This is a genomic window from Bacillus canaveralius (genome assembly GCF_002860125.1).
GTDB lineage: Bacteria > Bacillota > Bacilli > Bacillales > Cytobacillaceae > Bacillus_BJ > Bacillus_BJ canaveralius.
The window spans coordinates 75,489-97,033 of record NZ_PGVA01000028.1 but is presented as its reverse complement, the minus strand read 5'-3'; the positions used below and the strand labels follow the sequence as shown (position 1 = coordinate 97,033).

Here is a 21,545-nt window from a genome sequence, read left to right as displayed (position 1 = left end):
AAACTTAAACCTAAAAAAAAAATTATTTTTCATTCTCAATTATTCTCCCAGGAATGAAAATGAGTGATTCTCTTTCGGATCATTTACAGTGATTAAATATTTTCCAATAGGTTGTTTCGATTGTTTTTTTCACCAATTGTTAATACTTCTTCCACAGGCTGATATGATTCTCCATAAAACTGCTTGTCTTTATAGGTATGAATCATTTCATACGTTTCCTTCATTGATTCAAAGATGATTTCTTCAGATTCCTGATTTGGCGCCCAATAGAGAATTTCCATTTCATTTATTTCATTTGTAGCGAGCGAACGGCGGCTATACCCGATCGAGTTGGCGTGCTGGAAGCCTTCCCGTTTATAAAAACGGAGCCTTTTTTCGGTGTCTGTATCTTCATAATTGATCGGCTCTACTTCAAGAATGATCGGCTTTCCTTTCCGCTTCAAGTTCTCAAGTAATTTATGTCCGATCCCTTCGCCTCTTGCATCCTTTGAGACAAACAAATAATCAATAAATACAAAGCGGTCCAGTTCAGCATACATTAAAACATGATGCGGTCCTTCGTCTTTATGATAAATATTTGCCCGTTCTTTCAGCAGCATTTCCATATGCTCTTTTGATTTCATTTCCTCAACAGGAAAATACTGATTCAATTTTTCATACCAATGCATGTACTTGCTCCTTTCAATCATACGCTTGTTCAAAAATTTGCTATCTTAAACCGAAGTATTTGTAGATTTCCCCCTTTCAATACCGCTTCACTTCTTTTACAATAAAAGCAGTGGGATTATTTCATCTTTTTCGAAGACCGTGAAAAAGAACGATGGAGGGTTACATATTATGGGTGGTTACATAATGGATTTAACAATCGTCGCATTGCTGATCGTTGCCATTACGGCGTTAATGGGCGTCCTGGTAAACGGAATTGGCGAAAAAGTGTTTGGTGGCAAGCACAAAACCGAATTTGCCGATCAATCTGCCAGAATGCAAACCGGCTGGAAAACAGTCGGCGGCAAAAAGAAATAGCATTTTTAACATTTGGTCAAGAAACGCTCGAAGCCCATCAACAGGTTAGAGCGTTTTTTTACGGTGTATAATCCACATCACCAGTATATTTATTCCCGGAGTTCCAAAGCAGAAATTCGTTTATACCATTGTCGCTCAGCGCGCGAATTTGTGCTTCGATCTCGGCCTTGCCATAAACCTGATAATTTCCTGGGCCAAGCCACGTTGCCGTGAAATCCTGCAGCCATGGTCGCGATAGAGGTGGATCGCTCAATTCTGCCAGTTTTGCTTTCTCCAGTTGTGTATAAGCCGATACAATTTCGTATGGTTGAAGATCGGGTTTGCTCACGCCAAAATACGGAGTCCAATGACTCGGGTAAATCATGGAGGAAATGACATCAACGTGTTCGGAAATTCGCGAAAAATTTTGGCCGATCCCCGGCGCTTCAGGCAGTGTCGCAGTATAGCCGAAAATATCAACAGAGACATTAACCCCGTAAGGTTCAAGTTTTTCCTCTGCATACTTTACAAAATCAGTAACGGCACTGATCCGGCTTTCAATGTTGGTACTGCTCGATGTTTCATATTGCCCTTTCGAATAATTCAACGATGTATCACGAGTCTCAAACCCTTCAGGGAAGCGGACATAATCAAACTGAATCTCCTGAAAGCCCAGTTTTGCCGCCTCAATCGCAATTCCGACATTATAATCCCATACTTCTCCTAAATACGGATTGACAAACGATTCATTCCTGCCATTTTTCCATATTTCATTCCCTTCTTTAAAAGACCATTCCGGCTTCATCGCCGCCAAAACGGAGTCCTTGAACACAACTACTCTGGCAATCGGGTATATCTGTTTCTCCTCCAAAGTTTTTAACATTGCGGCAGGATCTTTTATATAGGGTTTGCCAATACCATGGTAGGTTGATCCCTCTTCCGGCAGATATGTAAGGTTCCCCCGATCGTCTTTGATATCAATAACCATTGCATTTAGGTCCGTATGATCCAGAAGTTGTGTTAACTGATTAAATTTTTCGCCTCCGGCTGAATGTCCAGTTACATAAACTCCTTTAACTGCATCCGGGTATGTAAATTCGTGTCCTGTATCAAACTTAAATCTCGCCATCTCCTCTGGGAGTTCTCTTACAAATGGTAGATGTTCGCGCTTAGGCTGGTTAGCAAGTGTACGCTCATCTTTGGCCACAGCGGCACTGCTGGAGCTGGCAAGCAAGAAAGATACAGCTGCGATTTTCAATAAGTTCATTCATAACCCCCTCTTTCAAACTGGCCATCTATTATTATTTTAAACTCAAATTCTCGATTTATTCATTTATTTCGTAATTACCCATTATTAAGAATAATAGACATGAAATATGAGAATCGCGTCGAAATTTTGCGAAAACTGTTTAGTCATCATTGGATTAGTAAAAATGTTTTCATCACAGAAAATGATCGTTTTAACCTTGGAACACCTTGCTTTTACGACAAGTTTCAGTTATTTTGTATATATAAGAAACCGTAAATGAATAGGACAGGCTTTGAAAAAGACTAGTACTTTTGCACCCCGTTTTTCCAGAGAGTTTGTGGTTGGTGAAAACAAACAACGGAGCAATCGGAATGGACTTTGTGAGCCTCACGGAGGAACTACTGATTATGCAAACGATTTTTTCAGGAATACAGCCAAGCGGTACGATTACTCTTGGCAACTATATCGGGGCGATGAAGCAATTTGTTGAACTTCAGCACAATTATCAATGTTACTTTTGTATAGTGGATCAACATGCGATTACAACGCCGCAGGATAAGACGGTTCTCAGAAAAAACATTAAAAGCCTGGCTGCACTCTATTTGGCGGTAGGAATCGATCCGAATAAAGCGACATTGTTTATCCAGTCAGAGGTTCCGGCCCATGCCCAGGCCGGGTGGATGATGCAATGCGTGGCCTATATCGGGGAACTGGAAAGAATGACGCAATTCAAAGATAAGAGTGCCGGCAAAGAGGCGGTTACGGCTGGATTGCTCACCTATCCGCCACTGATGGCCGCCGATATTTTACTATACAATACAGACCTTGTTCCCGTCGGAGATGATCAAAAACAGCATCTCGAATTAACAAGGGACCTAGCGGAAAGATTCAATAAAAAATACAATGACATTTTCACGATTCCCGAAGTCAGCATCTCCGAGGTTGGTGCAAGAATTATGTCCTTGCAGGAACCGACTAAAAAAATGAGCAAATCCGATCCAAACCAAAAAGCGATGATTACGATGTTGGATGATCCGAAGTTAATTGAAAAGAAAATTAAAAGTGCTGTCACTGATTCGGAAGGAATGGTCAAATTCGATAAGGAAAACAAGCCTGGGGTTTCAAATCTCTTATCAATTTATTCGATTCTGACAGGAAGGACAGTTGATGACCTTGAGGCACAATACGCAGGTAAAGGTTACGGAGAATTTAAGTCAGATTTAGCCGAGGTTGTTGTTAATACCATAGAACCAATTCAAGCAAAGTACTATGACTTAATCGATTCAAGTGAATTGGATCGGATTCTGGATGAAGGCGCTGAAAAAGCGAATAAAGTTGCTTTCAAAATGCTCAAAAAAATGGAAAATGCGATGGGTCTGGGACGGAAAAGAAAATAAGAAGCCACAAAGAAGGAGCTGAAATATCAGCTCCTTTTTAGTTAACTTTAGGTCCATGTTCCATCTCCCACAGTTTTTCGAAAAACGGCTGCCCCTTTATGATATTTTCACATAAAACTGCATGCTTGCTTGTCCAGCCTATTTTCGTCTCTTCAAACAACTGCTTCCATGCCTCTTCGAAGTGCATTTGCTGGATTTCGCTATATTTTTCGGGATGCCATTCGGTATACCAATAGCGGATTTCGGCTTCGTTTTGCGAAGAATGCAGCTGATCGAGAGCCATAAATAAAAGTTGCTTTAATTGCCGTTCTTTTCTCGTCAGCCCTCTCATTAAATGGGGTTCTGGCGAGAGGATATGAAAGCTTTTTAAGGTTGATTGTTCATGAAAATCGTATTGAGCCGTTTCCTGGTTTTCAAGCATTTCATAGACGAGTTGTTCCTGCCTCGGAATCAGCCTGCTTTTCCGAATTGGAATATTATAACCGATTGTATCCACCGCTAATATTCCTGTGCCATCTGAAACTATGAAGCAATATTCAAGCTGGGTGCGTTCATGGTTTTTCCGTAAATATGCTTTTTGAAACACATCGTCCATAAGTTGTTGAGGCAACTCCGATAAATCGTTTTCTATGTAGTTGTATAACAGAGTATCAATTTTCAAAAGCGGTACTTGATCCAGTAGCTCAACACCGTCGTCCTTTCGCCATTCATGAAAATGGCAAATATTATATCCGTTCTCTTCCCCTTCGAACCAGTTCACCCAAACATCATGAAGATATAGCATGAATTTAACCCCCGCTTCAACAAACTGTTTATCATTCAGTATGGGCAGTTGGAAGTTAATTTATTCCTTTTTTAATCGCATCAGGCGTCTACTTTTCTTGTCGATGATCCGGGTAATAGATGCTTACCGAAATAATGATGATTCCAATCAGGAGTAGATAACATTCAAACCGTGTGCTAACAAAAGACAGATAATCGGTAAGGTTGAGTCCGGTTGCCAGTAAATTTAGGTAGATGATCAGGCTAACTCCCCCGGAAACGGCAAGTCCAAAACCGGTGAGCAGCAAGAATAACCTAAAAGCCATGCAAACGAACCCGAATCCGGCTTGAATTTCGTTTAATCGTTAACATATCCATGTTTATCACCCCTGGATTTTCCTGTTTGCCTTAAATATATGTGGTGATAAATACATATATGTACAGGCCATGTTTTCAAGTAGGATGATTATTGTTCGTGAACGAGTTGTGCGATCAAGGGGTTTTTCATCATTAGGATTTAGTTTTTAGGATCCAGAAAACGGTTTGCAGGCAGCACGAGCGACCTCTTAATGGAGAAATTCCCTTCCTTTTTGAAATCCGAAATAATTTGGTAACCGATCGCATATCCGAGCAGGCGCGGATATGGACCTGTGCCGAATAAAAGCATGTCATGTTTTGTATTGTTTCTGGACAAGTCCAGATTTTCAGATACATACTTGTCCCAGTAGCGGACTAATTCTTTTTCCGAGTAAAAATAACACCAATTTCCAATGTATTTTTTGCCGCAATAATGATTGACTGCTTCTTCAGCCAGCCCTTCCATTATGATCGAATCGAGCAAAGTGTATTTTTCAAGCGGTTTTTTTATTTTGTGCATACGGCAAACATGATGATATTCATGGACAAAGAGTGCTTCTATTTCTTTTATATCGTCGCCGGGCGAAAGAAATAGAAATACTTTGTCTTTGAAAGAAACTCCAGCTTTGCCGTCGGTTTCCTTCATCAATCTCCGGTTTTCTTCATTGATGGGAAAAATAAATACCGGCACATCCGGGCCGTTCCATAATTTTTTGTACTTATTGAACAGGTCACCAACCTTGGTCCAAATTTTACTTTCCAATAATGTCAAATATGATTTTTTACTGGTTCTGCCAGGTCGGTACATTCCGAACTCCAGTAAGTATTCATAAATATTCTTCGGATCATCGTTCTCAAAAAGGTCAGCGAATTTACTGCATATTTTGACCGGATTATCAAACTGGCGCTTCATCCATTCATCTGTATTAATAATCCCCATTATCACCACTCCATATAAACTCATTGTCCTTTTTCAGTTTATGAGCAAGGTGAATTTTGGTGATTTTCACAAACAGAAAAAGAGCGGTATTTGGCCGCTCTCCTGGTTATGCAAGAAATTGAAACATTTATCAATATAAAAGTAGTCGCTCCAATTCCGGTTGTCGCCTTAATTTGAGATAATAATGAGTAATCGTTACTCTCATACATCTTTAAGGTAAGAGAACTTGCTTCTAACATACTCATAGTCTCAGCTTCTTCTACATATTCCGATTTCTATACAGCAAATAAATAAAAAAAGGGGCACCTATTCCTGATACAAACACCCCTGCTGGAAGATCTAGCGGGAGAAACGCAGTTCTGGCCACCACATCTGCTAAAATAACAATTAGTCCTCCTATCAAAGCGGCAACAGGTACCAACCCCCCAAAAGATCGGCCAACCAGTTTTCTTGCAATATGAGGTGCAATTAAGCCGACAAATCCGATTCCTCCGGCATATGCCACAGCAGAACCTGCCAACGCCACAGAAACAATAAGCAGGGCAAAGCGGTGATACTGCACCCTTGAGCCCAAACCTAAAGCCACTTGATCACCCAGTTCCTGCACATTAACCTCTCGGGAAAATAGAAGGGCAAGCGGAACAAAAATCAGCACCCACGGCAACATTGAATAAACATTTTCCCAATTTGCTCCATAGACGCTTCCTGTTAGCCAAATATAAGCCTGCCCTGTTGTGTAAGTTCGATTAAGGACGATCATCATCGTTGTTAAAGCACCCATTGCTGCTGCCACTCCAATTCCAATGAGTACAAGGCGGATAGGTGTGACACCCTTTTTCCAGGCTAAAATGTAAATGACAAGTGAGACAATTCCGGCCCCCAATATGGCGGCAAAAGGGATGAACTTAATACTGATTGTCCCCGAAAAGTACGTAATAAACAAAACTGCTGCAGCCGAAGCACCACCGGTTATTCCTATAATATCGGGAGAAGCTAAAGGATTCCGGACGATCCCCTGCAAGATTAGGCCGGATACTCCAAGTGCCATGCCGACAAGTAAAGAAAGAATCATTCTAGGAAGTCTAAGGGTATCAATAGTAAATTGGTATTCCGTACTTTCCAGCCCCAATAAGTGTAATAGTACAATCAAAGGATTGATCATAGTACTTCCTACGGATAGCCCCACTATAAACAACAACAGCGATAAACAAAGTAATAATGAAAAAATAACAACCATTTTTTTTTCTATATGAAAAGAAAATCTGCCTGATCTATCCCGTACTGAGAAATACTTGCTCATTCCTTGTTAAACCCCCTGCGTGCAATATAAATAAAAAATGGGGTGCCAATAAACGCCGTCATGACTCCAATGGGCATTTCTTGGGGCATAATGACAAACCTTGCCGCCACATCAGCCAATAATAATAAACTGGCGCCCAACAATGCACAATAGGGAACAATCCACCGATAATCAATGCCAACCAGCGAACGAACAATATGAGGTATAATGAGACCAATAAAACCAATGGAACCGCCAACAGCAACGGAGCCGCCAGCCAGGATTACAACAACGAATGCAATTAATATTTTTACTAAAATGATTCGTTGGCCCAGACCTTTCGCTATGTCTTCTCCAGATGTCAAGATATTAACGGCATGCCCCAACAGGAAGGCCAAAATTACTGCGCTTGCCATGAAAGGCAGGATTGGTTTAAGCATATCTAAGGTTCTGCCGGCTACAGAACCGGACAGCCAAAAGAGCATTCCTTCCAGATTTTGTTCATCAAGGACTAACAAACCTTGGGTAAAAGAAACAAATAAGGCTGAAATAGCAGCACCCGCCAGAACAATTTTTATTGGTGACAATCCATCGCTTCCCAGTGAACCAAGAAAATAAACTAGAATTGCTGCAACTGCCGCCCCTAAAAAACCCATCCACATGAGATGTATCAAAGACGTAACTGAAAAAAATGAAACAGCAAAAACGATAAAAAACAGAGCGCCGGCATTGATTCCAAAAATACTCGGGGAAGCCAGCGGGTTTCTTGTTAATGCCTGCATAAACGCCCCCGCTATCGCAAGGCTTGCTCCAATTACCGTTGCTATGACAGCCCGTGAAGTTCGTGTGGTTGTGATAATTACATGCTCTGTTGAAGACGGATCAAAATGTAATAAAGCCTCGATTGCAGTTTTAAATGGAATTGGCGTCTGACCCAAAGCAATACTTAAAGTAAAAGAGATGGCAAAAAGACCAAATCCGAGTATTAAACCTAAAAATTTTGAGTATGTACGAAGAAATAGATGTGTCATTTCCTCCCTCTACTTTCATGAATTTAGTTTTTTAAATGACAAAAATAGGAGGATTATAAAATCCTTCCTATTCTGTCTACCTTCGGCTATTTACTTCTCCAACTCAAAATGCTTGTAAAGGTCATCCAGCATGTTATTTGCTGAAATAATGCCTCCGCCATTATTCCAGGTAACCTCATCCACCATATATACCTGATTGTTTTTCACAGCATCAAGATTTTTCCATAATGGATGACTGGTCCATTCTTCATATGATTTTTTAACCGCTTCACCGCTTGTATCATCAAAATTAAATACAAAGAAGCTATCCGCATTCATATTAGGAATACTTTCTTTATCCGTTAGCTTAAGTACAACTGTACCCTTTTCCGCTTCTTTTTGTTGAAATTCAGGACGTACAAACCCAAGTTCACCTAATATATCTCCAGCAAAGCCTGTTATATAAATACGGGAGTGATCTTCCCTGAAATTAAGTACGGATAGCTCAATTGGCCATTTATCACCCATTTTGGCAGAAATCTTTTCTTTAAAATCAGCAACCCTGTTGTCCCAGTCAGAAACAAGTTCATTTGCTTTGTCTTCCTTATTTAGCGCTGTTCCCATCAAATCAACCGTTTCTTTAAAATTAAAAACAGTCTCATGAGTAACGGTTGGGGCAATTTGAGATAATTGATCATAAATTTTTTCATGACGCAGCTTAGAAGCGATAATCAAATCCGGTTTCAATTTTGAAATTTCTTCAAGGTTCGGCTGTGTTTCCAAACCCACATTTTGGACTCCTTCCAAATCGTTTCTAAGGTATTTATAAATCGGCTGTTCTACCCAGGACTCAACCACTCCTACCGGTTTTACTCCAAAGGCAACAGCAACATCGGTGGCCCCTTGGTATAAGGTTACAATTCTTTTTGGTGTTCCCTTAATGGTTGTTGTTCCCATTGCATGAGTAATGTCACGGGAACTTTCTAACCCTGCAGCTTGCTTTCCTCCAGTTCCTTCTTTTTGTTCTGTCTGTTCCGCCTCTTTATTTTCTTTCGATGCTTCTCCTGATGATTGACTTCCACATCCAGTTAAAATCATTGCAAGGGATAAAATGATTGCGAGCAAAGAAAATGAATATTTTCTTTCAAATGAGTATGTAATTCCTGGCATGTAGATTCCTCCTAATTGATAGTGATAATTTTTATCAGTAATAAATTATATATTCATAATCTTTGAATACCTACTGAACGTGTTTTCCCCCTTTATTAAAATATTGATGAGAACCTGTCAAATTAAGCGGGGTTTTATATGGAAAGTTCCTCTCTAATTAATATTGAAAATCATTATCAATTAAGATGATAAAATAATTAGGGATTTTAGTCAATAGAAATTTAATTAAAGATTATTAATTGTTTGAATATCCTAATTTCCGATTCTTTGAAGTTTGCTTTTAATGGGGCAAATTCTGCAATAACCAATTCCTTCAAGGTCTTCTTCCAGTAGATAATACATACAGCAAGTTTTCCGGCATGGATTTTGTTCAAGTTCTTCTCCAATTTTCAAATATTCTTTAATCGGATTTTCTTTTAAATTAAATAAGTCGCCTTCCGCATTTTTTAGAAATTGAAAGTCACTGTTCAGTCGTTCGATTTTGACCAGCTCAACGTCTCTGGACAATATTTTCCGATAGATGGAGTTGATTCGAATGGCTACGTTTTCCCACAGTATTGACGGAGAAAGACGGGATGTTTTTTGCAATGTATTTAAAACAGGAGTAATGTGTTCAGAAAAAAGAGAGCGTAATACGTTTACACGCCATTGTTCCCTCTCTAAATTCGTTGTTTCCTCCCAAGGGCAACATTCTAATTGAATACATAATTCACGTTCTTTACTCAATGCACATGCTTTAACAGGTAATTTAAGCGTACAATTGTATTGGACCATACTATACAAGGTAGACGCTACGATGAGATAAGCATACCTTTTAGAAAACATCGAAGCCGCGACTGATAAATTTGGTGCTTTTATCTGCAACATTAATTTTTGTAAAAATACTCGGCATTTTTCTTCATTTAAAAGATCCGACATCTCTATATCCTTGGGTTTCTCATGCTCTAAATGTATATTGAATGTCTTAAGTTTATTCATCATCATACTGTTCATTTTTATCATCCTAATAACAAATTTCAATTCTTAATCAGTAAAATAAAGAATATTAAATTGAATAAAAAGCACCTGCTTAAGTTCTAAAAGTAAAAAAAAGAAATTCGTGCTGACCCGTCATAAATATGGCGAGAATGAACACGCTCCAGCTTAACCTTTAAGAAATTGCCATTGTGTCTGTCCTAACCTTAGTAATTTACCAATCTTCTTGATTTCTCTGTTTTTTCTTTTTCTATTGCACGTTCCATTAATATTTTATAATTCAGGTGGTTGAATTTGTAAATACCGTCTTGATCGGCGATAATATAGTCACCCGATTCAAAAACGACTCCACCTACACTTACTGGAGTGTTGACTTCCCCTTCCAACTTTAAATTTCTCGTCGTCTTTGGTGAAACGATTCATAAAACACCGGTATACGACTCCTCCTTAAATATTCAAAGTCTGTTACTGCCCCACCAACTATAACGGCAGATAATCCGATTTCTTCTGCTTTTCTGGCTCTAAATTCTCCCCAACAAGCATGTGTTTTATTCCCTGAAGCATCAATAACTAAAATATCCCCTTCTTTAGCATGTTGAAGAGCTATATTTAATGGGTAACCATCTCCACTTGATAATTTTACCGTAATAACTTCCCCATACACTTTAGTAACGGATACTGTACAATTAAAATTAGCTATGAAACCAAAATCGGTAAAGTGCCCTATTGTCGAAGTGCTAACCGATTTAAATTCTTCTATCTCATCCGCAGTATATTTCTGCACTCTTTCTCTAACCGTTAACATTTTGGCCTCCTTGCTAATTCAAATAAAATGGATTATATCCTATCCCCTTTCCAGATGGCATCGCCCCCGGGACACCATCTGATTCCAGTAAAGGACGAATGATTAGCTTCACCGGCCACTCTTTTCTTTCGAACAGCTCATAGTGCAGTACTTCCCTATCCGCTTCAGGTATATCGATTGATAGCAACGCTTCTCTTAATTTCATTTCTGTTATTTCCCAAAATATATTTTCTGGAATATGATAGATTTTGGATAACGATTCCATTATTACAGCCAAATTCACTTGTATGCCAAGGGATTGGATGTAAAAAATTAATTTTTCAATCGATTCGTTATATAAGGTGTTTGAATAACCGGGTCTTATCTGGTACCCAGGATCTTTAATTTTATGTTTTTCTAAATACGTTTGATGCAAGCGGACTGAATCATGGTCTCTAAATAATAATCCAACTATTTTTTTATTTTTTAGTACTACACAACAATTTTGGCCGTGAATCTCCGGTACAATCCCGACTTTAAACAACCTCATTGTAATATCATGAAATACAGTCGCTAAATCTGTATAAAAGCTGATAACATCTTCATTTGATAGAGTTTCTTCTAATAATTCACTTAAAAAATGATGGCCTTGAAGTTCGACGCCTAAAGAAGACATGGATATAATTTTATAACCATTATTCATAATTTCTTGAGGATAAGTTCTTACTTGGGCTGCCAAATGGCGCGGATGATCATCAAAAAGCCCTATAGATTGAGGCATATATCCCCACCAATTTTTTTCTTCACATAAGAATACTCTGTTAGCAAGAGTCTCGTCGCAAGCTACAGCTTGTCTAAACATTTGCTCTCCGGCTATACCATTTAATAATTTAACGACTGGCAAGTATCTGGCAGCACCCAATGACTTAACACTAATTGGTAGTTTCAACATTTTCGTTGATTCATGGGGAGATGTTAATGAACGCACAGAGGATGTGGCCAGGAAATCGCCAACTTTTGAATCCAGGATGATAATTATTTTATCCTCTAATTCTTGTTTAAAATTTGGGATGATAATGTTTTTAAGCTGCCACGGATGAACAGGTATGATCGTATATTTATCTTTGGAAATCCCTTTGAGTATTAACTCGTTTTCAATGATCGCTTTTTCCTCGTCTTTTAGAATATCAAGGCTTTCCAGTCCATTTTCCGGGCACCCTTTTACGACTGAATCATTACATATTGCCACCCAACATAAGGTCGTCTGTCTCCCGAATTCAGCCATATACTTTTGATAATCGATTGGTGTAAAACCTATTTTTGCTTTGGACAAAGGATGAAACGGCCGATCACGTAAAGATGCGATCATCTCGCCTTTAACAAACCAATCATAAGCTGACGTGGGCTTAATAGTTTCGTAATCATCCATCCGTTTTAGACTAAGATTTAATTGCTCTATAGACACTTTTAACCCTTCCAGAAAATCTCCTACACCCGAATGTGCATATGCTTCTTTAGACAACGAATGTTCCAGCACCAATTTGCTGAGTTCTATAGGTGAACTTATCGCCACCCAATCATGGTTCTCCTTCTTATAAATAGAAGAACCAGACACCCACTGATAGCCCTGTCTATAACTTTTTTCCATAAGAAAACATAATTTATCGATATAAACCAAAGTTTGTTTAAATTCGGGATAAAGTTCTTGAATAACATTTGGTACATCTGAAAGCATTTTTGTGGTATGTTTATCGATATAAAAAAATTGCTCTGCAATAAATGCATTCATTAAATCTTGCGTTATTATTTGCTCAGCAGTAACACTTTGTAATTGAGTTATTGTTTTTTCCATAACGGTTCCCTTCTGTTATGTAATAAAATTCAGGGTGAGGATGACCTAAAAAGTCATGGTGAGAAATAGTCCAGCAATATGCACCTGATTTCTTAAATAGGATGGCATCTCCAACCCGTAAACTTTCCACCTCGGCATTTTCATAGAGCCGATCCTTAGGTGTGCACAACTCGCCAACGATCGTTACGTTCGAACTTTTGGTTTCCGGTCTTTGAAAAGGATAAGACCACCTTTCAAGATGTATTACGGAAAACGGATGATTATGCCCCCAGGATGCAGGCAATCTATTATGATGGGTTCCGCCCCTTATTACAGCGAAGCACTGGCCAGCTGACATTTTTATATCTACTACTTCCGCAATATAATAACCATAGTCGGCAACGATAAATCTACCCGGTTCAAAGAACAATTGCGTATCACCCAGGTTTTGTAATGCTTCACTTTGGGCCAATAAGGAGGTAAAGAGCTGCCAGTCAAATCCAGGTGTCTCATTATAAGAGACCCCAAAACCTCCTCCAGCGTTAATAACTTTCACATCTAATCCATATTGGTGTTTCCATTGTTCCACTTTTTGAATATAATGATGAATCATTTCTACGTGTAATTTTGTTCTTAGGTTATTTGATAAAGAATGGAAGTGAAAACCCCTGAAATGAACGTGCGTATTTTCTTTCTCTCTTAAAATGGATAACGCTTCTCCAATTAACTCTTCATCTATTCCAAACTGACTTGGCCGGCCTCCCATTGATATGTTTGTTTTGGGCAATGAATTTGTTCTTAAATTAATCCGTAATAAGACTTGAATATGCTTATTGCTTTTTTTCGCCAGCACGATTAATTTCTTCAGTTCCAAAAAACTTTCTACATGCAGATATGAAACATTTTCGCTAATTGCCCTTTCAAGTTCATAATCTTTTTTGCCAGGCCCCCCGAATAAAACAGGTACCGTTTTGGAAACCTCTCTTACTTTGCTCAACTCACCTATCGATGCAACTTCAAACCCCTTCACTAACGGCAATAATGCCTGTATAATTCTCTTATCAGGATTCGCTTTAATGGCATAAAATAAATTAGTCTGCTTGGGCAACGTGCTTAACATATTACTTACATGGTTTTGAATCCCTTCCAAGTCATATATATAAGCACATATTGGGTCTATCGTTTGATTATGCACCTCATTTATCATTTTTTTTATATCAGGATCCATACTGACCTCCAATTAAACTTCGATATTCTTTCAATTTTTGCATATATGCCCGAAATGCTGTACCTCTCTCATCCCCCAACACAAAAATATGTACCCCATTTTCCACCCACTTCTTATGATTCTTTGGATGTCTGGAGACAATTGAGTAAGGTACGTTACATTGCTTTGATACTTCATATAATTTCTCTAAATTTTTTTGCACTTCTGGATGATCTGTCTCCCACGGCACAGCAAGTGATTGAGAAAGGTCCGCTGCTCCTTCCAGAACGAAACTAATTTGTGGCAGAGATAAAATCGATTCACTTTCATTAACACCTAGCAAGCTTTCGATCATTGGAACGATCATCATCTCTTTATTTGCCTTGGCGATATAATCTCTTAAAGAATACTTTGCGAATACTCCTGGCCTGCCACTGTTAAGACTTCTCATGCCAATTGGATGATAGAAAGCATAGTTAATTGCATTTTCTACTTGTTCCTTTTGCGTAACATTTGGTATGACAATGCCTTGAGCGCCACAATCGAGCACTTTCAAAATTTCGATCCTGTCAACTTTTGAAATACGGACAAGCGGCGTAATCCCCACCAACTCGGCAGCACGGACCATATCTTCAATGTTTCCATATTCGTTGATGTATGTTCATAATCAATAATGACAAAGTCAAATTCAGCATGACCAATTAGTTCAACCATGATCGGATGTGGTATAGATACAAACATTCCAAAAACAGGTTCATTTTTTTTAATTTTTTCTTTAAGCTTATTTTTTTCCATTCATTTCACTCCACGTCAACAGCAAAGGATTTTTTGTTTTGCGGAAATACAACTGGCCGTCGCCGTAAATACGCCGCTTGGTCATCTCTTCGATCAATGCAGCTTCAGAAAATAAATTAAACATCTCAAACCGTTCTTTAAATTCAGGATGATCATGTTGATACGCTGCTATCGTTTTTACACATCTACTCCAAAAATCTATCTCACTCAATCCGAATTTTTCAAATGTGTAACAAATTTCTGTCATGCAGATAAAGAAAAATGCATCATATGTATAGTCTCTAACTTCTGCTGCATCTTTGGCCTGAATAAACGAATATCGGTTAAATTTCCTGTGACTTTCCGGCTCTGGATTTAATTTTGGCTCCCAATCCGGCTTTAAGAGTTGATCAGGAGTATACCGAACTCCATCATGCAAATCTTTAATAATCATTCTTTTCGGGAAATTGTTTTCAACGACTAAAATAATATTTTGAGCATGGGATTCCAGCGCGATCCCATGAGCAAATAATAAATGTATGATTGGAAACGTTACAACTTTAATAAGCGCTTCACTCCAAGCTTCAACCCCATATTGTTCAATCGCAGCTTTAATAAATGGCTCTCCGTTTTTTTGAGTATGTGATAGAGCATTTAGCGGCCACGCTTCCTCATTATCTTCAAGATATGTCGAAACATTTTCTCTGAAAATGGCTCCGAGCGTTCCATAAGTCATATCATATTGAATTGGATTTAGCTTATCGTACCGAAAAGATATTCCCATTACTTCTCTTAAAATCTGAAATTTTTCTTTTTTTAATAACGAGTCATCTTGAATAATTTTATTTAGCCAATCACTTATTAACGGGGCATTCTGAGTTGTGTGATGGGCTAGAATACGACTGGTTGAAGTATTTGTTATACTTAACGGAAATTTTATATATGGTGCTTCTGCATTTTCACGATGTGATAAAGAACGGATAGATTGCTGTACTCTATAAGTACTATTTGCTGTTCCTAGAATCACAATATCTTTATCAATCAATTGTTGAACGAAGAGAGATAGAATTTTGTTTTCTAGTTGCCAGGGATGTGCTGGCAAAAAAACATAATTCTTTTCTTCGCAGCCTTTTTCCTTAAGCACCTGTAAAAACCTATATTTATCTTCATTTGTCACATGATGTTTAATTATTTCTTCAAATGACATCTTTTTCAGAGTATTGACATCAATTAGCTGCTCATTTACTGCAACCCAGTATATAGAAACTTCCTGATTGAATTCTGGTCCATAATCAAAGTTATCTGCTAAAGAAAAGCCGATTCTTGATTTATAGCTTGGATGATAAGGGTGGCCATCCACCATATGACTTTCCAACACTTCATAATATTTGTCCTGTTCCGGTATTTGATCTACTTGGAACTGCTTTGACTGGTGATCCTTTACTAATGTTTCCAATAACTCATGAATAAACTGAGAAGTATATGAACCTGTTACGTTATTTTGTATAATCTCTTCAAGAAATAGATATAAATTGGTAAATTCCTCCCCTTCTCTTTTAATTGATTTTTTTTCGATTTTAATTCGACCGAATGACCATTTTACATCTGCTTTACACGAATAATGGATGATATCTCCTTTAGCACTTTTTCCGTTAAAAAACCAATCTGTTCCAGTTTTGGTTGCTTTGATAATATCTTCAAAGAATAATGCCTCCAACGTTTGGCGCATAATCCTCTCTTTTACTTCATCAATCAATAATGCCTTGTCTTTATACGAGTAACTTAGCGTTGCCATAGGTTTCACTCCCCAATTTCTTCATTATATTGTTCACCGGAATATAGGATGGTGCCTCACTTTTCCCAAAAAGACAACTTATCATATTTTTTTTAGCAGCAAACGTCTCAGTTGTTAGCAAATGAAGAATAAATTCGTTCGCATTTTTTTCATATTCTTGCAGAAGAACATCACGAACAATTCCCCAAAAATGTTCTTCTTCCACATTTGCATCTTTGGCAATTGCATGTATGAAAGATCCTAAATGATTAACAACAAAATAATATGATGTGCGTGCCCAAGCTTCTTCTTGTTTATAGAATAGGGGGCCTGTCGTATCAACATCCTCTTCAACCTTTTCTATATTTACACTTACACCTTCTAAATCTCTAATAATAAATGTTTCCGGCATGCCATTCTTTATCGTTAGTAAGGAGTTTTGTAAATGCGCTTCAAAATGAATGCCTTTCTCTTCTGCTAAACGGACAATAGGCAATAATGAAATTTCCAAATATCGTTTGAACCAGTGTTCTATTTTTTGACTTCCAGTCAGTGAGTATAGCCGGGAATGATTACGCTTAACCGGAGTTTCAATTAAACTGGAAAGAACAAAAGTTGTCTCTACATCGAATTCAATTGGGCGATAGACAATAGTAAATAATTTTGTGACGTCTTCATTTGCAAACTTGCACGTACATACTCCTACCTCATAAGAGATTTTTGTATTCGATTCTTCCTGGAAACAGCTTCTCTGTAATATGTACCTGGTCGCATCCAATGTTCTGCGCATTTGTTCTTTATTATTGGTTCTCATCATATTTGTTATTTGAATGTTTAGCGAAAGCTTAAGGTTGCAGGTCATTTCAGGAATATATACCGTACGGACAGAAGATGTCGGATATGCCACAGGGCCTAAGCTGCCAAGCGGGATTATTTTCTCTTGATTTATATAGTCCTCTACTTCTTTTACTGTTTTTACATGCTCGTATTGCCAAGGGTGAATGGGTAAAATTGCATAGGAAACCATTTTGTCTTTAAGAACTTGTTGTGCATGCTCTTTAACACTTTTATGCAGATCAATCCTTCTTTCTTCCGACACCCATTCTTCCTGGTAAATATCATTTCTAACAGCTAAATAACACAGCTGAAAAGAAGTACGGAGTTCTGGACAATACTTTTTAACTTCATCTTTTGTAAATCCTAACGTATTTTTGGGAAAGGGATGGAACGGATGCCCATATAAGAGCGATTGTTCTGACGTTAAATAATCCCATTTATGTTGTTCAACCGAATACTCTAAAAATAAAGCTAATTTTTGAAAGCTATTATCAACTTTATTTGAAAAATCAATAGAACGTTCAGCCGTTATTTCAGGATGCTTATCTTTTATTTCTTTAACGATCAATTGAACTAAATAAGAATAATCAAGTTTTCTTTCTTTGTTTACCTAAAAACTAGCAAATTCATGTTCACCTATTGCAGAATAAAATGAAAGAGTTCCTGATATGGTTACGTCACTAGTTGGGAAATATATAGAATAAGCATTTTTATTTTTACTGACCGAAAAGGAGTTTGAATTTTCACTGCAAAACTCTCTAATAAAACAATTTAATAATGTCTTACATGTATGAAAGTTTGCTTGATTCCGACTTTCAACCCGTTTTTTAACTGACATTTTTAACACCTTCATCTAATTTTCTTCTATTTAAAAATAAAGCCAGCGGTAAAGTTAATACCATTAAAATCCCTAACACTAGAGATTCTTCTTTTAATGCCATCCATTTTGCATGGTGAGTGCTTTCTCCAGATTGAATGATCATTTGCCAACGCGCATCGTAATAAACGGTTAATATTATCACTGAAAAAGAAGATGCTAAACGTTTTATCGTATTAGACAATGCTGATCCTTCGTGCAGGTCGTCATCTTTTAATGAATTAAGCCCAATTGTCGTGACGGGCATATTTGATAAACCAACACCCATTCCTCTTACTGCCATTAGGATGACAATGAAAATTAATGGCACTCCTTTGGGGACAAATGCAAAAAACAATATTGAAATGGCAATCAGGCCTATGCCATAAACAATAAAATGCATGGATTTGCCCGAATCAATTAAGTTTCCACCGATCCATACAAACAAACTTGTAAAAATGGCTGTCGGAATAAACAGGGCACCTGTTAATGAGGGTGATAAATGGAACACCTCTTGGAACATTAATGGTAATGTAAAGATAACGCCAAACATGACTGAAGCATGGACTGCTGACATTATGACTGAGACAGCATATACAGAATTGCGTAAGAGCCCGAAACGAATTAAAGGTTCTTTTTGTATGTTCTCTATTTGAATAAAGCGAATCAAAATAACGACGCCTAAAAAAAGCATTACACTTGTTTGCCCACCCCGGTATCGTCTGATTTGAAAACATCTGAATGCCCAGACTTAGTCCGCCAATGCCTAAAACCAGTAATACAATTCCTTGAAGGCGGATTGTTTTTCTATGCGCAGGTCGATCAGGGTTGATTTGCCTATAGCACAAGATTAATGAAAACAGCGCAAAAGGAACATTTATCCAAAATAGATGTCTTAACTCTCCAAATTGAATAATGAGACCTCCAAACGTTGGACCAATAGCCGGCGCAATGGTTAACAACATTCCCCATACACCAGTCACTTTTCCACGGATTTCTTTACTGTAAATATCAAATAATAAAACTAATGACAAAGGAATCGTTAAACCGGCTGCGATGCCATGCATAAAGCGTACTAACAATATCATCTGTACATATTGATAAAATAAGCCACCCATTATTGAAAACACAAAGTATAAGCCAATTCCCAAAATATATGTTTTTTTTCTGCCGAGACGATCAACAATACAAGCAGTCAACGGCATTGTGATCGTCATTGCCAATAGATAAAGTGCAATAATCCATCCACCATATATAGTGGAGATATCATACATTTGAACAAAGCTCGGCAATAATATATTAAACGCGCTATTCGTCAAAACTAAAGAAAAGGAGCCAATAAGGATAGCAATTAAAACAGTATGCTTTTTCAATTTCATTAAAATAACCATTGTTAATTGATCATTTGAATAGCTTCAACTACAGATTTCTCAAAAATATTTAAAACTTCTGTGGTTTCATTTTCTGTAATGGTCAATGGAGGTAAAAAACGCATGACTGCTGAGTGGCGTCCTCCTACTTCAATAATCAAGCCATTCTTAAAACATCTCTCTTGAATTTTTAAAGCCAGCTCCTCAAATTCTGGATAGTGTCCTAAACAATCTTTTTGTTCTTTGGGATTTACAATTTCAACCCCTATCATCAACCCTCTTCCACGAACATCGCCAATCTCTTCATATTTTTCTCTTAAATCGTTAAGCCTTTCAAAAAATTGCTTGCTGCGTACTTTTACATTTTCAAGTATATGGTTTTCTTTTATATATTTTAAAGTTGCCAACCCTGTAGCCATGCCCAACTGATTGCCGCGGAAAGTACCAATATGCGCCCCTGGATTCCATTGATCCAGTTCCTCTTTATAAATAACAACCGACATTGGCAGGCTTCCTCCAACTGCTTTCGAACAAACAATGACATCTGGAATGATGCCCGCATGTTCAAAAGAAAAAATTTCACCAGTTCTCCCAATTCCTGTTTGAACTTCATCTACAATTAAAGGAATTCCTCTTTCTGCAGTAATACGTCTCATTTCTTTTAACCATTCAATATCAGCTGGGATTGATCCACCTTCCCCTTGTACTGTTTCAAATATCATGCCACAAGGAGACGCTATACCACTTTCACAATCATCTAATAAATTTTCGATATATTGCGCGCTAATTTTAGCAGTCTTACCTTCGCCAATACCAAATGGGCACCGATATTCATATGGAAAAGGGAGAAAATGAACATCAGGTAATAAACTTTGCAAATGTTGCTTCTTGCTTAAGTTACCACTCATGGACATGGTAGCTTGTGTCGATCCGTGGTAACCCCCCTGGAACGCCAAGATGGACTTACCTTTAGTGGCATTTTTCACTAATTTAATCGCTGCCTCAACACCATCAGCACCGGTTGGCCCACAAAATTGTATTTTAGTCGAGTCTCTTAACTCTAAAGGTAATATGGAGAGTATTTCTTGTATAAATTCGATTTTCAAAGGAGTTGCTAAGTCTAATGTATGTAACGGAATTTGTCGTTTTAGCACATCTTCTATTGCTTGAATTACAACTGGATGATTATGTCCTAATGCAAGTGTTCCTGCACCGCTTAAACAATCATAAAATACTTTCCCTTCTACATCTATTATCATCATTCCTTCCGCTTTCTCAATAACCAACGGGAAATGACGTGGATAGGATCGGGCATTCGATTCTTTTTGATTCTGTAATTCTAAATACTTGTTCCCCGTTTTGAATGTCATCATCTATGGACACTCCTTTTTATTTAATAATGGAAATTACCGTAATTGATATTAAGATCATTAATAAAGCGTGATGAAAATAAATTGTTTAATAAGAAATCAGTCTGGGATACAGAGTGCATTTTCACATCGGTTGCTTATGATAATGAAATTCATTATCAATTACCTTATTAAGAATAATTGATAATGATTATCATAGTCAATGCCTTAATTGAAAAATAGGAAAATTCACCCAAAAAATTGTCACAGAGTTTAAAAGTACACTACAGCCTTTTGTCCTAGGCAATCATAATATTTTGACTAAAATATTCCCCCTAACCCTTAGCCCAGAATTAAGCTTTTTTTTAACAAGTTTATTTTATTGGAGTTGGATTACGTATCTTGGCATCTTCAAATTCATCATATCCTTATTATGAAGAAGCTGTTGATATCCTTATCGAAAAATTGAGGAAAGAGGAGCAGAGGTAGTCCTTTATGGTTTAAAAATTGAATTAACCCCGAGTCAGGATGATATTGAAATTTGCAAAGAATTTGGTAGAGAATTTGTGAAAATTAAAGGCTGTCGAGAAACTCGACAGCCTGGCGCGGTATTTGACCGCTC

At 37.7% G+C, this 21,545-nt stretch carries 21 protein-coding genes and 2 pseudogenes; 3 read left to right on the top strand and 20 right to left on the bottom strand.

Features of this window, described 5'->3' with window-relative positions:
* Positions 1-92 precede the first annotated feature (92 nt).
* Complete coding sequence (locus tag CU635_RS12760; RefSeq protein ID WP_101577753.1) at positions 93-668, bottom strand: GNAT family N-acetyltransferase; 576 nt, start codon at positions 666-668, stop codon at positions 93-95.
* Between the two features lie 169 nt (positions 669-837).
* Here CU635_RS12760 and CU635_RS12755 point away from each other — a divergent pair, with 169 nt between their 5' ends.
* Positions 838-1,023, top strand: coding sequence for a hypothetical protein (locus CU635_RS12755; protein ID WP_101577752.1), 186 nt, complete (start codon positions 838-840; stop codon positions 1,021-1,023).
* A 58-nt stretch (positions 1,024-1,081) separates the two neighbouring features.
* Here CU635_RS12755 and CU635_RS12750 read toward each other — a convergent pair whose 3' ends face one another.
* A complete protein-coding gene (locus CU635_RS12750) occupies positions 1,082-2,269 on the bottom strand; it encodes a putative glycoside hydrolase (RefSeq protein WP_101577751.1) in 1,188 nt (395 codons plus the stop codon).
* Positions 2,270-2,655: 386 nt separating this feature from the next.
* Here CU635_RS12750 and trpS point away from each other — a divergent pair, with 386 nt between their 5' ends.
* On the top strand, positions 2,656-3,648 hold the full coding sequence (trpS, locus tag CU635_RS12745) for a tryptophan--tRNA ligase (protein WP_101577947.1): 993 nt from the start codon (positions 2,656-2,658) through the stop codon (positions 3,646-3,648).
* 37 nt (positions 3,649-3,685) lie between these two features.
* On the opposite strand, the gene CU635_RS12740 is transcribed toward trpS, so the two are convergent.
* From CU635_RS12740 to CU635_RS12660, 18 genes and pseudogenes are all read right to left on the bottom strand, one after another.
* Complete coding sequence (locus CU635_RS12740) at positions 3,686-4,432, bottom strand: YjbA family protein (protein WP_101577750.1); 747 nt, start codon at positions 4,430-4,432, stop codon at positions 3,686-3,688.
* Between the two features lie 88 nt (positions 4,433-4,520).
* Positions 4,521-4,736, bottom strand: a complete 216-nt coding sequence (locus CU635_RS12735; RefSeq protein ID WP_101577749.1) for a YuzI family membrane protein — start codon at positions 4,734-4,736, stop codon at positions 4,521-4,523.
* Between the two features lie 191 nt (positions 4,737-4,927).
* The gene (locus CU635_RS12730; protein WP_101577748.1) at positions 4,928-5,707 is read right to left on the bottom strand and encodes a DUF2268 domain-containing putative Zn-dependent protease; all 780 of its coding nucleotides are present in this window, start codon (positions 5,705-5,707) and stop codon (positions 4,928-4,930) included.
* 259 nt (positions 5,708-5,966) lie between these two features.
* Positions 5,967-7,007 (bottom strand): FecCD family ABC transporter permease, encoded by a 1,041-nt coding sequence (locus CU635_RS12720; RefSeq protein WP_101577747.1) that lies wholly within the window; start codon positions 7,005-7,007, stop codon positions 5,967-5,969.
* Positions 7,004-8,017 (bottom strand): FecCD family ABC transporter permease, encoded by a 1,014-nt coding sequence (locus CU635_RS12715; protein WP_101577746.1) that lies wholly within the window; start codon positions 8,015-8,017, stop codon positions 7,004-7,006. Before CU635_RS12715 ends, CU635_RS12720 begins: the two co-directional genes overlap by 4 nt.
* A 90-nt stretch (positions 8,018-8,107) precedes the next feature.
* Positions 8,108-9,166 carry an ABC transporter substrate-binding protein gene (locus CU635_RS12710; protein ID WP_101577745.1) on the bottom strand — a complete coding sequence of 353 codons (1,059 nt, stop codon included), beginning with the start codon at positions 9,164-9,166 and terminating at the stop codon, positions 8,108-8,110.
* Between the two features lie 252 nt (positions 9,167-9,418).
* Positions 9,419-10,159 (bottom strand): IucA/IucC family C-terminal-domain containing protein, encoded by a 741-nt coding sequence (locus tag CU635_RS12705; RefSeq protein ID WP_180955738.1) that lies wholly within the window; start codon positions 10,157-10,159, stop codon positions 9,419-9,421.
* A gap of 188 nt (positions 10,160-10,347) precedes the next feature.
* Complete coding sequence (locus CU635_RS24210) at positions 10,348-10,527, bottom strand: RraA family protein (RefSeq protein ID WP_180956489.1); 180 nt, start codon at positions 10,525-10,527, stop codon at positions 10,348-10,350.
* 2 nt (positions 10,528-10,529) lie between these two features.
* Positions 10,530-10,946, bottom strand: coding sequence for an RraA family protein (locus CU635_RS12695; protein ID WP_101577742.1), 417 nt, complete (start codon positions 10,944-10,946; stop codon positions 10,530-10,532).
* A 13-nt stretch (positions 10,947-10,959) separates the two neighbouring features.
* Complete coding sequence (locus CU635_RS12690) at positions 10,960-12,777, bottom strand: IucA/IucC family protein (protein WP_101577741.1); 1,818 nt, start codon at positions 12,775-12,777, stop codon at positions 10,960-10,962.
* A complete protein-coding gene (locus tag CU635_RS12685; RefSeq protein WP_101577740.1) occupies positions 12,737-13,984 on the bottom strand; it encodes a type III PLP-dependent enzyme in 1,248 nt (415 codons plus the stop codon). The genes CU635_RS12690 and CU635_RS12685 overlap by 41 nt, the downstream gene beginning before the upstream one ends.
* On the bottom strand, positions 13,974-14,591 hold the full coding sequence (locus tag CU635_RS12680) for an HpcH/HpaI aldolase family protein (RefSeq protein ID WP_245917457.1): 618 nt from the start codon (positions 14,589-14,591) through the stop codon (positions 13,974-13,976). Before CU635_RS12680 ends, CU635_RS12685 begins: the two co-directional genes overlap by 11 nt.
* On the bottom strand, positions 14,516-14,758 hold the full coding sequence (locus CU635_RS23840; protein ID WP_245917456.1) for a hypothetical protein: 243 nt from the start codon (positions 14,756-14,758) through the stop codon (positions 14,516-14,518). The genes CU635_RS12680 and CU635_RS23840 overlap by 76 nt, the downstream gene beginning before the upstream one ends.
* The gene (locus CU635_RS12675; protein ID WP_101577739.1) at positions 14,745-16,532 is read right to left on the bottom strand and encodes an IucA/IucC family protein; all 1,788 of its coding nucleotides are present in this window, start codon (positions 16,530-16,532) and stop codon (positions 14,745-14,747) included. Before CU635_RS12675 ends, CU635_RS23840 begins: the two co-directional genes overlap by 14 nt.
* Complete coding sequence (locus CU635_RS12670) at positions 16,507-17,916, bottom strand: IucA/IucC family protein (RefSeq protein ID WP_245917455.1); 1,410 nt, start codon at positions 17,914-17,916, stop codon at positions 16,507-16,509. The genes CU635_RS12675 and CU635_RS12670 overlap by 26 nt, the downstream gene beginning before the upstream one ends.
* 259 nt (positions 17,917-18,175) lie before the next feature.
* Positions 18,176-18,781: an MFS transporter gene (locus CU635_RS23835; RefSeq protein ID WP_342751455.1), complete on the bottom strand. Its 606-nt coding sequence runs from the start codon at positions 18,779-18,781 to the stop codon at positions 18,176-18,178.
* A gap of 274 nt (positions 18,782-19,055) precedes the next feature.
* Positions 19,056-19,583 (bottom strand): annotated as a pseudogene (locus tag CU635_RS23830) (MFS transporter); the annotation flags it as partial.
* Between the two features lie 14 nt (positions 19,584-19,597).
* Positions 19,598-20,944 carry a diaminobutyrate--2-oxoglutarate transaminase gene (locus CU635_RS12660; RefSeq protein ID WP_101577946.1) on the bottom strand — a complete coding sequence of 449 codons (1,347 nt, stop codon included), beginning with the start codon at positions 20,942-20,944 and terminating at the stop codon, positions 19,598-19,600.
* Between the two features lie 393 nt (positions 20,945-21,337).
* On the opposite strand from CU635_RS12660, the pseudogene CU635_RS23825 reads away from it, so the two are divergent.
* A pseudogene (locus CU635_RS23825) lies at positions 21,338-21,495 on the top strand (NADPH-dependent FMN reductase family protein); the annotation flags it as partial.
* Positions 21,496-21,545: the final 50 nt, after the last annotated feature.